Annotated in this window: 10 protein-coding genes; all 10 read right to left on the reverse strand. The window is 39.1% G+C overall.

All coding sequences use genetic code 11. The annotated features are described in order from the left end of the window. Positions 1-193: 193 nt before the first annotated feature. A complete protein-coding gene (locus ACKI39_RS11105; protein ID WP_407400521.1) occupies positions 194-904 on the reverse strand; it encodes an SH3 domain-containing protein in 711 nt (236 codons plus the stop codon). Between the two features lie 290 nt (positions 905-1,194). Then, on the reverse strand, positions 1,195-2,373 hold the full coding sequence (locus ACKI39_RS11110; protein ID WP_407400522.1) for an integron integrase: 1,179 nt from the start codon (positions 2,371-2,373) through the stop codon (positions 1,195-1,197). Positions 2,374-2,489: 116 nt separating this feature from the next. Beyond that, complete coding sequence (locus ACKI39_RS11115; RefSeq protein WP_407400523.1) at positions 2,490-2,834, reverse strand: PG0541 family transporter-associated protein; 345 nt, start codon at positions 2,832-2,834, stop codon at positions 2,490-2,492. 1 nt (position 2,835) lies between these two features. Next, positions 2,836-6,033 (reverse strand): efflux RND transporter permease subunit, encoded by a 3,198-nt coding sequence (locus tag ACKI39_RS11120; protein ID WP_407400525.1) that lies wholly within the window; start codon positions 6,031-6,033, stop codon positions 2,836-2,838. An 18-nt stretch (positions 6,034-6,051) separates the two neighbouring features. Continuing rightward, positions 6,052-6,990 (reverse strand): efflux RND transporter periplasmic adaptor subunit, encoded by a 939-nt coding sequence (locus ACKI39_RS11125; protein ID WP_407400527.1) that lies wholly within the window; start codon positions 6,988-6,990, stop codon positions 6,052-6,054. Positions 6,991-6,992: 2 nt separating this feature from the next. After that, positions 6,993-8,441, reverse strand: a complete 1,449-nt coding sequence (locus ACKI39_RS11130) for a TolC family protein (RefSeq protein WP_407400529.1) — start codon at positions 8,439-8,441, stop codon at positions 6,993-6,995. Continuing rightward, the gene (locus tag ACKI39_RS11135; RefSeq protein WP_407400531.1) at positions 8,438-9,649 is read right to left on the reverse strand and encodes a TetR/AcrR family transcriptional regulator; all 1,212 of its coding nucleotides are present in this window, start codon (positions 9,647-9,649) and stop codon (positions 8,438-8,440) included. Before ACKI39_RS11135 ends, ACKI39_RS11130 begins: the two co-directional genes overlap by 4 nt. 116 nt (positions 9,650-9,765) lie before the next feature. Continuing rightward, positions 9,766-9,939, reverse strand: a complete 174-nt coding sequence (locus ACKI39_RS11140) for a hypothetical protein (protein ID WP_407400533.1) — start codon at positions 9,937-9,939, stop codon at positions 9,766-9,768. Between the two features lie 12 nt (positions 9,940-9,951). Next, positions 9,952-10,443 carry a deoxycytidylate deaminase gene (locus tag ACKI39_RS11145; RefSeq protein ID WP_407400535.1) on the reverse strand — a complete coding sequence of 164 codons (492 nt, stop codon included), beginning with the start codon at positions 10,441-10,443 and terminating at the stop codon, positions 9,952-9,954. A gap of 224 nt (positions 10,444-10,667) precedes the next feature. Continuing rightward, complete coding sequence (locus tag ACKI39_RS11150; RefSeq protein ID WP_407400537.1) at positions 10,668-11,978, reverse strand: NCS2 family permease; 1,311 nt, start codon at positions 11,976-11,978, stop codon at positions 10,668-10,670. Positions 11,979-12,137 lie beyond the last annotated feature (159 nt).

The raw sequence follows: 12,137 nt of genomic DNA on the forward strand, positions 1-12,137 counted from the left end.
TTTTGATTATTAATTTTTGAAGATTTTATTTCTAGAGTCTTACACCCTGTAAACAAAAAATATATGAATACAAACAATAAAATTACTTTTTTTTTCATTTTTCTTTCTAATCACGCTACTGGCGTGTAAGCATAACAATTGGTTGTACCGCAGCGGGCTCGACCCGCTGTCGGCTACGAACCTTTGTTATGTGCTATTTTAAAAAAACATAATTATTCCCCAAATGCGGTTCTATATATTTTGTTTTTAATTCTCCACTGCTAATATTATTTACTGCAGGTTTTTTACTACCAGAATCTTCTATTACATCAACAAGTTTTATATTATTTTTAGTTACTAATAACAGATATTGTTTGGTTATACCTGTAGTTGAAATAAAATCTTCACCTGGTAGAGGTTGATTTTCATATGAATTTTCGATTTCTATTAATATTATATCCTTATTTTGGTTAATATAAAAATACGCATGAGAAAAATCGTTTTTATGAATTTGTGGAAATGCTATAAACTTTCCATTCAGATATAGCATGATATCTTCGGGATAATTAAATGTCGCAAAGAAACCTGAATGCCTTTCTCTGAAAAAAATAAAATCTTTTATTCCGTTATTATCTAAATCACATTCAATCGTAAAAGTGGCGATATATTTCCCATAAATCCAACCGATTTTCCCATTATGGAATTCAATTTGTGTCCAGAAAAAATCATAATCACCATCAATTTTTTCATACTTCCCAAAGTTTAATACTTTTACTTTTTCTCCAATGCTCAGTTTGTCAATTCTATTACCGCCTAAACCTTCTTTGTCGCGAACATTAATCAGTTCATCACAAATGTAATATTCTTTCCCTACTTGATAATCCGGAGCTTGCCAATTATCAGCAAATACAAACGTAATATTCATTAGAAAAAGTATATATAATAAAAAAGAATTTTTTTTCATTTTTTCTCCCAAGCGCCCCAGTGCGGGCGTCCACATAACATAAATTCTAAGTATCCTTATAAGTTCAGAATCACTGCTTTTTTTGTCAATATAAAACCCCATAGGGATACGGTATTTCTATATCATACAACAAAATAGCGTTTCCCGCTATGAGAATAGCAGTATCCGTATAAGTCGTAAATTACGTATCCATATAAGTTCCAGAAATATATTTTTTATTTAAGAAACTCAACCAAAAGCAACCTCAAACTTTACTGTAATCTGTCTAGAGGACTTACAACTTCTGTCTTGCGGTTATTCAAAACATGTGTATAGATCATGGTTGTTCGGACATCGGAATGTCCTAAAAGTTCTTGAATCGTCCTCAAATCATAACCGTCTTCAAGAAGATGGGTTGCAAAACAGTGGCGGAATGTATGGCAGGTAGCGGGCTTGGTTATGCCAGATTCAAGGACGGCTTTTTTAACGGCTTTCTGCAACAGGCTTTCGTCAAGATGCCATCGTCCCTCTTCTCCAGATTCTGCATTTACCCATCGGTTCTTTTGTGGGAATAGCCATTGCCAGCAGAATTCCTTTCCAGCGCTTGAATATTTCTTTTCATAGGAGGAAGGAAGCTCTACTTTACCCCAACCATCAGCAAGATCCTGATTGTGGATTTTGCGGACATTTTCAATCTGTCCTTTTATTTTATAAACCAGTGACTGCGGTAAAATCACATGACGGTCCTTATCACCTTTTCCATGCCTGACAATGATTTCATTCAGTTCAAAATCAACATCCATAACCCGTAGGGACAGAACTTCATTTAAGCGCATTCCAGTTCCATAAAGTATCTGAACGGCAAGCTGTTTGCTTCCTTCCATAAGGCTGATTATTTTCAATACTTCCTCACGACTCAAAACAACTGGTATACGTTTTCTGTATTTTGCATGTATAACTCCATTCAAGGATTCAGAATCTGCATTTTTAATAAAACGAAAATAGAACAGCAAGGCTGCCATCGCCTGATTTTGTGTTGAAGCTGAAACTTTATGTTTCACAGCCAGTTTTGTCAGGTATTCATTTATCTCCTCTTGTCCTACAATAGGAACGTCTTTGTATTCCATTAAAAATAACCTTACCCATTTTTCGTAGGCAATAACGGTCTTTGGACTATAATGTTTTGCAGCAAGAATATTCTTTAACTTTTCAATGTCCTTAAAAAAAGGAAACTTTTTCATTTCATTGATTTCTTTATTTTCAATTCTCGAAACGCTTTCGGAAATCATCTTTTTTGAAAGAGGAGTATCAGGAATCAACCATACTTTTTTTTCATTTAACCATTGTCGTCCAGGAATTACTCTTACTGCATTTAGGAGATCATTGTTGAAACCTTCTGGGAAAGTTACAGCAAGATAATTATCATCATATCGTTCAATTTTTATTTTCATTCATATAAATATAGTAATTTTTAAAAATATTACCACTCAACCAGATGAGCAAAAAAAATCCCTGCACCTGTTGAAAAAAACAAATGCAGGGATCATGCAAAAATTAGTTCTGCAGATTACATGCTGTAAAGTTCATTTGACTGGCTTACAAAGCAGCCAATGCCTTCCGTGCGGTAAAGCTTACGGAGCTTCAAAACGATGGCGGCAATTTTATCAGCATCTTCCTTGTTGCAGTAAATGATGTACATTGTATTGAGCTGTGGCCATACAGCATCCCCAAGATGAGGATTGCTATAGCCAGCACCCTTTACATCATCAACTTTAGTAAACATTTTAGCAACATTGTTGATCTTAAATTCTTCAGCAAAATCTTCTTCCAAAGCCTGGGAGCAGATGATTTCAACCCTGTACTTCTGAACTTCCATTGCAGAAGAATCATTTAATGTAAACAACTCATCCATTCTATTTTCCCTCCCTTCCAAGCTTCTCAAGAAGATCAGCCTGTTTCTTTGCTTTCTTTAAGGCCTTCTTCTCTGCCTTTTTAATGCGCCTGCTGTTGATCATGAAGTATATTGAAGGCATGAGGAACAAAGTCATCAATGAACCAAATGTCATTCCGCCGAAAACCGTAAGGCCGATAGGCTGCATTGAGCGAGAACTTTCAGTTGCAAAGAATGCCATTGGCAAAAGAGAAATGACAGTTGTCAATGTTGACATAAGGATTGGACGAAGACGGTTTCTTGCAGCTTCTACACAAGCCTCTTCAAGTTCAAGACCACGTTTTCTAAGAAGATTCGTGTAGTCAACAAGAACAATACCATTGTTAACAATAGTACCGATAAGAACCAACATACCCATGATTGAAACTATGCTCAGCTGATTTCCTGTAAGAGCATAAATTGTCATAACTCCAATGAATGAAAGTGGAATTGTAAGGATAACGATGAACGGATCCACAAGAGATTCAAACTGAGATGCCATGACAACAAATACTAAGGCGGCGGCCATAAGCATGATGGCAGCAAATCCCTTTACGGCTCTGATCATTTCTTCCATATCTCCACCGTAATTGATGATGACTGTTTCATCTCTAGGAAGATTTTCTTCAACAATCCTCTGAATATTCTTATAGGCAACATCCATGGAAATTCCTTCTACCATGGAACACTTGATGGTGATTGTACGGGTCTGGTTCTTGCGGAGAATTGTAACAGGAGCAAGGTTCTGCTCGTAATGGGCAAAACTTGAAAGTGGAATGCGCTGTCCCTGCGAATTTACAACGGAAATCTGATCAAGATCGTTGAGCTTTTTGCGGTCTTTTTCAGAAAGCTGAACTATAACATCAATATCCTTACCTTTATCTGTGTAACGGGTTGCAGTCTTACCGTTGATGGCAGCATTAATTTCAGAACCTACATTATAGATAGTAAGTCCCATTTCATACATTTTTGCACGGTCAACAACAATTTCAGCCTGAGGAAGACCATCTTCCTGTTCACTTTCTACTTCGTTGACATAGTCGCCGCCTTTTTCCTTCAAAAGGTTTTCAACAAAGCTTGCTGTATTTCTAAGATTATCAAGGTCATCACACTTAATTGAAATTTCCATTTTCCCGGATGAAGCATTGTTCTGGTTAGTACCAAACTTCAAGTCAGCACCTGGGAATTTATTGAAATACTTTCTAAGCTTTTCCTTTGCCTTTGCTTCATTGTCGTAACCTGGCAAACGTTCTGCTTCTGGATAGAGAGTATATGTAATGGATCCTTTGTTTGTTTCAGCTCCAGAAGAAAAAATACTTGTACCACCAACCTGCATTGAGATGAATTTAGTACCCTTGATTTCATCCTTCGTCATTTCGTACATTTCAAAGATTGTATCTTCCGTGGCATGAACATCAGTTCCCTGTGGAAGAGTAAATTCAACGGAAACAGAGTTTGATGCAGATGAAGGCATAAAGATGAATCCTACGAATTTGATCGCAGCCATCGAAAGAATGAATACGACAACAAGAACCCAAACGCAGAGTTTTCTGTGGTGAAGAACTTTACTTACACCACCGGCATATGAATTTTCAAGCCAAAGGAAGAACCTGTTGAAAGCATTGTTTACTGCATAACCAATTCCGCTTTCCTCATCATTTACGATTTTGTCGATTCGTAGAATTGAAGAACACAGAACAGGAACAAGCGCTACGGCAACAATGAGGGAACTCATCAAAGAGAAGATGATTGTAAATGAAAGGTCGTTGAACATCTGTCCCATCATACCAAGCTGTTTCTTAAAGAGAATCATCGGAAGGAAGATACAAACTGATGTCAAAGTCGAAGATGTAATGGAAGCAACCATTTCCTTTGAGCCGAGAATTGCAGCAACAGTTGGCTTTGCATCACGCTGACGGTAGGCATAAATGTTTTCAAGGATAACAATTGAGTTATCAACAAGCATACCGATACCGAGCAGAAGACCAGCCATGGAAATCATGTTGATGGTAATGTCGTTGAAGTACATGAAAAGCAAAGTAACCATAACCGAAATCGGAATTGCAAGGCCAATGATGATTGTACTCTTGATGGAACGGAGGAAGATGAAAAGGATCAAAATGGCAAGGAAAGCACCCTGCACAACAGACATTACGACATTGTTGATGGTTTCATTGATGATGTCGACAGTGTTGTTTGTTTCCTGAAGGTGAATGTCAGACGGCATTTCCTTTTCAAGTTTCTTTACGGCAGCCCTTACACGCTTACCAGTAGCAACAGAGTTCTTTCCACTCTGCTTCTGGATAAGGATCATTACACAAGGTCTTGAATCAAGGTAAGCCAAAGTTGATTCACTTTTGTAGCCTTCATAAACATCTGCAATGTCACGGAGACGAACAGAAAGCAGCTGTGATGAATGGGCGGCATCAAGCATGTCTACCTTGTATGTAATAACAGTATCCTTAAGGTCTTCTACAGTCTTGTATTTTCCGTTTGTCTTAATGGTATAATTCGTATCGCCTGATGTAATGCGTCCACCGGAACTCTGAATGTTCTGGGCACCGATCATCTGGGCAACAGAAGTGATTGAAAGTCCGTAAGCTTCAAGGCGGTCGCGGGGAATATCAATGTTGATGGACTTTTCGCGTCCACCGATAACATTTGCAGAAGCAACACCATCAAGCTGCTCAAGGCGCTTTGAAATAACGTCTTCAGCATACTGGCGCAATTCTTCTGGAGTTCTTTCTCCTTCAAGAGAAAGGAACATGATAGGCATCATGGATGGGTCGATCTTGATAACTACAGGAGCATCTGCAGATTCTGGCAGATACCCTCGTATCATGTCGATTTTGTCTCGGATGTCACCTCCGGCAACATCAAGGTTTACGCCATAATCAAATTCAAGGAATATGATGCTGGCACCCATGGAAGATTTGGATGTCATGTTCTTGAGGCCAGAAAGACCAGAAAGAACAGATTCCATGGTTCTTGTAATGCTCTGTTCAACTTCTTCAGGTCCTGCATCATTATATGTTGTATAAACAAGAACATATGGCAATGTCATGTTCGGATACATGTCCATAGGAAGATTAAATGTACAGTAAATACCCAGTGCAATGGCCATGAAAAAGCACAGGAGCGTAGTTACCGGTTTCTTTACACAAATTTCAGAAATGCTCATTAAAAAAAATCCTTTATGCTATTTTCTTTCTTCATTGACTACAGCAAGAACAGTTACTGCGTCACCCTGATTCAAAAGAGTCTGTCCTTTCACAACGACCTCGGCTCCAGCAGTTATGCCTTCTGCAATTTCGGTATTGTTATCAACAGAAATACCTAGTTTTACTTGAACCATATCTACAGTAGACTTACCACTTTCTGTCTTCTTATCAGAAATAACGAATAGATATGGCTTTCCTTCACGCATAACAATTGCATTTGAAGGAAGAACAATTACATCATGCATGCTTTCTGTAATTAGTTTTACGCGTGCATACATTCCGACACGAACCTTTGGATCTTCTGGAACAATTCTCAGTTTGATTGCCATTGTTCTTGAAACGCTGTCAAGGACAGGACTTACTTCGTATACGATTGCATTGAAAACATCAGATGGATATGAATCAAATGTAATTGCAGCCTTCTGGTTAAGGGCAATGCGGCTTACAAAGCGTTCTGGAATATTGACCTTGATCTGAAGATCCTTTGTATCACTAATCTTTGCAATGGACATGCTAGGAGCAACTGTCGCACCTACTGTATAAGGATAAGATGTAACGGTTCCGCTTACAGGTGCCTTAACAGGACTTGCGGCATAGTTCATACCAGGACGGCTGGCATCTACATAAGCAATAATGTCATCCTTTTTAACCTTGTCGCCAACACTTACAAGAGTGCGGGTAATCTTACCGTTTGTATCAGGAAGAACATCGATGGCAGAAACTGAAGATACATCTCCACCAAATTCAAGATAGTTGTCAAGATTTCCTGACTTTGTCTTAAAGGTATTAACAGCGTATACAGTTTCCTGAGCTTCATCACCTTTTTTCTTGTCCTCACCTTTTTTGTCTTTGCATGATACCAAAGACAAGGCTGCAGCAACAGCTGCTGTCAAAATTACAGTCTTCTTAAAATTCATATTTATTCCCCTTTGTTTTCATTTACAGTTTCATAAGTTTCTGCATCATCAGAAATCTTTTTAAATTCAACGTTCAGTTCTGTTTCAAGGTCAAGCAAGGCAGAAATGTAATTGAATTTCTGGTTTGCAAGACCAAGCTTTGCCTGATTAAGCTGGTCTTCTGCATCGCGAAGATCAAGCAATTCTGTAGTACCGTTTCTGTAGCTGCGGGCAGTCATTTCATAGGAACGCTGTGCAAGACCAATATTACGCGACATTACATCAATCTGTTCACGTGCATCCACGAGAGTATTAACAGCCTTTCTTACATTTATCTTCTGATTTTCCAAAAGCGAGTTGCGGTTGATTTCAAGTTTCTGAACGGTTGCCTTCGTATCGGCAGCCTGCTGTCTGTTTGTAGAGAACGGAAGAAGATTTGTAAGGTTCCAAGCAAGAGTAAGGCTAAAGGAACCGTTATCTTTCCAGTCTCCACCAGACGGATATCCGCCCTTATCTGCATCAAGGAAATTAGTAAGCATAGGAGAAAAAGAATATTTAACCATAAGAGAAGGAACATAAGTACCAAGATTTGCAGCTGTAAGTCCCATCTTTGCAATTTCAATATTCTTGTCAAGATTCTGTAAATCAAGATTATAGCTTGAATACAGGTTCATAAGTTTATCGTAGTCAGCTTCAATGTATTCCGGATTTATAGAACCTGAAAGAATGATTTCAGTACCTACAGGATATCCAATGAGGAATGCAAATGTATCAATGGAAGCCATAAACTCTTTTTCAAGCTTTGAAACGGAAGGTTTCATATTCTGATAAGCAACCTGTGCCTGCAAAAGACGAATTTCCGGTACAGCACCATTTTTATAGTTTGTTTCAGCCTGAATATAACGCTGTCTTGAATTCTCAAGGGAAGCTTTCTGGAGCTTTAGATTTTCCTGCTGAAGAAGGAGTCCATAAAAAAGTTTTTGAATGTTAACCTTTATTTCACGCTGAGACTTATCATAGGAAAGTTTTCCGACTTCGTAGTTTGCCTTAGCAATCTTGATTTTTTCAATGTGCGCCAAGGAAAAAGTCCAGTCTAACGATGCACCAATAATACCAGCCCAATGCATGCTTTCTGTAATTTCAGTTTCAGGTACCGGATAACCAAGCTTCTTAAAAATTGCAGTTTGTCCTTCAACAGTAGACTTAACGGTATCCTTGCTTGATCTGTTCATGGTAGCCGTTGCATTTACAGAAGGCAAAAGAATATTCCATCCATATTTGCCTGCCCTTTCTTTTACGGCAAGATCAATGTCAGCAGACTTAATTGAATTCGAATTCTTCAAAGCATAATCAACAGCCTGATCAACTGTTAGAACTACACCATTGTTTTTTTCTTCCTCTGCAAAAATCATTGTCCCCAAAAGAGAAAAAACAAAAAGCTGAAGAATCAGTTTTTTAATCATTACTTTCATTTTCTATTTTCCACTCCTGTTTCCATCATTATCAGAATATCCTTTAACATCGCCTGAACAACTTCAGGACTAATTTTTTGATTTCTCGCATGCATGAACAAAATTACCGGTATCATCATGAACCATGAAGTAATTATTCTTTTGTCCTCAATAGGCAATCCCAAATCAGGGAACTTGTCATACAATTCTATGTTTTCAAAATACCTGCAGAATATCTGCTCTTCATATTTTTGATCATGAACAATTTCATTAACAGAATGAACCTGGAACCACTGGCAAACGGTCAAAACTTCCGGTTTTTTCATGTAATAAAGCAGTGCAGTTTCCATAAGCACATATCCCCTTTCTGCATTTGTTTCTGCATGGGAAATGTTTTTCTCAATACCCCTGTACAAATCCTCAAATTCTTCCTGAATCAGGGATCCTATCATCTGGGTCTTGTTTTCATACCTGTCGTAAATACTGCTTTTTGCAAGGCCGATGCCATGTGCAACAGATTCCACGGTAATTCCCTTGAATCCCTTTTCCTTGACGATATCAGAAATGGAAACAAAAACTTTATTGATGGGTTTTACAAATTCCATGTTCGCACGACAGATGTCATCAAGAGTTGCCATGCGGGATACTGATAAAGTCCCCGTATCCTGACCAAGCCCTTTCTTAAAAAAAGCGTTGATTTTTGAAGCATAGGAAACAACATCAGAATAGGAATCTGAAATGTTCATCTTCTCAGTTATCCTATTCCGGACTACATCAAAGAACATTATGTTTCCCCCAAGATAAATGGCATTCTTGTATCTTTCCATATCAGTTACCGACCCGTCGGTAGCAAATACTTTGTCAAAGAAAGAAAGGCCCATTTTCTTGAACCTGAGGAGAACTTTATCAAGGGCAAAATCAACCTGGGTTGAAATCAGATAGAAAAAATATTCTTTGTGTGTCAAAAGAAGAATCAATATATCCTCAACAAAAGAAGACACATTGCATTCTTTTTCAGGGTGGATTTTAGACAAAATGGAATACAAATCACCAAAAACCCTGTCTACCATCACATCATCCAGTTCCTGCCGATTTTTAAAATGCCTGTAAATTGCAGGTTTTGTAATTCCAGCCTTGGAAGCAATGGCAGAAAGAGAAACGTTTTTTATAACGGGTTTCGAATAAAATGAGAAAGCTGATGATATGATGATTTCTCTGGTGTTTTCCATATTGCCCAATCATTATGTTACCGACTAGTCGGTAACATAATATAACTTAACCAATAATAAACAAAAAATCAAGTCCAGGCAATTAATATTGTGTTAATTAAACAGTGAGTTTTGCCTCAATTGCTGCTTTTTTCGCCTTCACTCTGCACTTCGACAGTCTTGTCAAAGAAAACAGCAACTATCTTGCCGTCCACTTCATTAAGGCTTGTTACGCTGTATTTTGAATTGTTTTCAATGAGCCAGTTGTCGTAGCTGGTCCAGTCAGGGAATTCCTTTGTTTCTTCTGTCATACGCTTCCCTCTCTACATGTTTTCATAAGTCTGAACATTATCTTCAAGGTGTTCAATTTTTACCCCAGCTGTCTTGAACATTTCCATGCTGTCCTTTTCATCATGGTAATGTTTTTCGCAGACAACCCTTACAATACCGCAGTTGATTATGAGCATTGCACAGGTACGACAAGGCGTCATACGGCAGTAAACTGTTGCGCCGTCAATGGATATTCCGCGTTTTGCAGCCTGACAGATGGCATTCTGTTCCGCGTGAACGGTGCGTACACAGTGCTGGGTAATGGTTCCATCATCGTGGATCATTTTTTTCATGAAATGACCAACTTCGTCACAATGAGGAAGACCTGCAGGAGAACCTACATAACCTGTCACAAGAATCTGGTTGTCCTTTGCAATGACACAGCCACTGCGCCCACGGTCACAGGTAGCACGCTTTGCAATCGTGCGGGCAACTTCCATGAAATATTCGTCCCAGGTTGGGCGTACATATTTTCCTTCTGACATAGTCGTTTCTCCTTCTCTCCTCAAGTTTTTGATGCGATATTTATAAATCAATTTTCAATGAATAATAAAAAATAGACATGTGAAAATACGAGAAGGCAGGAAGAGGCCGTCAAAAACACTCACAGGGCGGAACAATAGTTTTCTTGCCGCCCTGTGCGTGTAGCGACGCTAGCTAGCGGTTTTGACGGACTCGTACTAACTGGTAGTATTTTCACATGAAAAAATTACTTCAAAGCTTCAAAAATAATGTCTGCAATGAAGATTGCTGCAAGAACCCATGTGGCAACAGGAATGTCCTTTGCCTTCTTTCCTGCAACCTTGGCAATTACATAGGCGATCATACCAAAAGCAATACCCTTTGCGATTGAGTATGCGCAAGGCATTACAAGGATTGTAATGAAAGCTGGGATTCCTTCTGTTGGATCCTTCCAGTCGATGTCGACAACCTGCTGAAGCATGAGGAAGCCGACAAAGATCAATGCTGGAGCTGTAGCAGCCCCTGGAATAAGAGCAAAAATAGGTGTCATGAAAAGAGCAAGGAGGAAAAGAACACCGGTAGTTACTGATGTAAGTCCTGTGCGTCCGCCTGCTGCAACACCTGAGCTAGATTCAACATATGAAGTAACTGTAGATGTACCGAGACATGCACCTACCACAGTACCGATCGAGTCAGACATGAGGGCTGCCTTTGCATTCGGAATGTTACCCTTTTCGTCAACGAGACCTGCCTGCTGTGTAACGCCCATCAATGTTCCGACTGTATCAAAAAGATCTGTAAAGAGGAATGTAAATACGATTACAACAAATTTGATTGAAAGGATTCCTGCAAAGTCAAACTTGAAAAGAAGAGGAGCTGCAGGAAGACTGAATGGTGTCCATCCTTCTGGAATTGTTGTAACACCAAATGGAATGCCGATTACAGTTGTAGCAAGGATTGCAATGAGGATTGCTCCAGGAACCTTGAGAAGGTAAAGAACGATCGTGATGATGAGTCCAATCATTGCAACTACAGCAGTTGTATGCTTCATGTCAAAGTTTACAAAACCGATGATTGTACCTGTGTCACCAGCAACGATGCCTGCGTTTGCAAGACCGATGAGGGCAATGAAAAGTCCGATACCAACGGCAACAGCCTTCTTCATTCCTGCTGGAATTGCGTTGATGATCTTTTCACGGATTCCAAAAATGGAAAGAACGATGAAGATGATACCTTCGATGAGAACAGCAGTCAAAGCAAGCTGCCAAGAGCATCCCATTCCCATGCATACTGTGAATGTAAAGAAGGCATTGAGACCCATTCCAGGTGCGAGAGCAACAGGAAGATTTGCCCAGAGAGCCATTACAAGTGTCGCGATGGCAGATGAAATTGCAGTTGCAGTAAATACTGCAGGGAATGTCATTCCGTTTCCAACTGCGCTGAGCATTCCAGGGTTTACAGCAAGAATGTAAGCCATAGCAAGGAATGTTGTGATACCAGCCACGATTTCTTTTGAAACTGTGGTGCCGTTTTCCTTAAGTTTAAACAACTTTTCCATGATTTTCCTCCGTTTGAAAAAGTAAGACATTATACCATTTAGGAAGAAAAAAAAGAAGTAAAAAAAATTCCCAGTCATGGGGACGATTACTACAGGCGACAGGACGTCGCTGTTGCAGGAAAGCAATAAATCCTGACAGAAGTTGCTTAGCAACTTCTG

This window comes from Treponema sp., assembly GCF_045641405.1.
Taxonomy (GTDB): domain Bacteria; phylum Spirochaetota; class Spirochaetia; order Treponematales; family Treponemataceae; genus Treponema_D.

What these genes read in the sequence shown, in the direction of transcription:
- ACKI39_RS11115 (WP_407400523.1), bottom strand. Translation starts at nt 2,834, where the DNA reads ATGGATGAGTTGTTTACATTAAATGATTCTTCTGCAATGGAAGTTCAG.
- ACKI39_RS11125 (WP_407400527.1), bottom strand. Translation starts at nt 6,990, where the DNA reads ATGAATTTTAAGAAGACTGTAATTTTGACAGCAGCTGTTGCTGCAGCC.
- ACKI39_RS11135 (WP_407400531.1), bottom strand. Translation starts at nt 9,649, where the DNA reads ATGGAAAACACCAGAGAAATCATCATATCATCAGCTTTCTCATTTTAT.
- ACKI39_RS11150 (WP_407400537.1), bottom strand. Translation starts at nt 11,978, where the DNA reads ATGGAAAAGTTGTTTAAACTTAAGGAAAACGGCACCACAGTTTCAAAA.
- ACKI39_RS11145 (WP_407400535.1), bottom strand. Translation starts at nt 10,443, where the DNA reads ATGTCAGAAGGAAAATATGTACGCCCAACCTGGGACGAATATTTCATG.
- ACKI39_RS11120 (WP_407400525.1), bottom strand. Translation starts at nt 6,033, where the DNA reads ATGAGCATTTCTGAAATTTGTGTAAAGAAACCGGTAACTACGCTCCTG.
- ACKI39_RS11130 (WP_407400529.1), bottom strand. Translation starts at nt 8,441, where the DNA reads ATGAAAGTAATGATTAAAAAACTGATTCTTCAGCTTTTTGTTTTTTCT.
- ACKI39_RS11105 (WP_407400521.1), bottom strand. Translation starts at nt 904, where the DNA reads ATGAATATTACGTTTGTATTTGCTGATAATTGGCAAGCTCCGGATTAT.
- ACKI39_RS11140 (WP_407400533.1), bottom strand. Translation starts at nt 9,939, where the DNA reads ATGACAGAAGAAACAAAGGAATTCCCTGACTGGACCAGCTACGACAAC.
- ACKI39_RS11110 (WP_407400522.1), bottom strand. Translation starts at nt 2,373, where the DNA reads ATGAAAATAAAAATTGAACGATATGATGATAATTATCTTGCTGTAACT.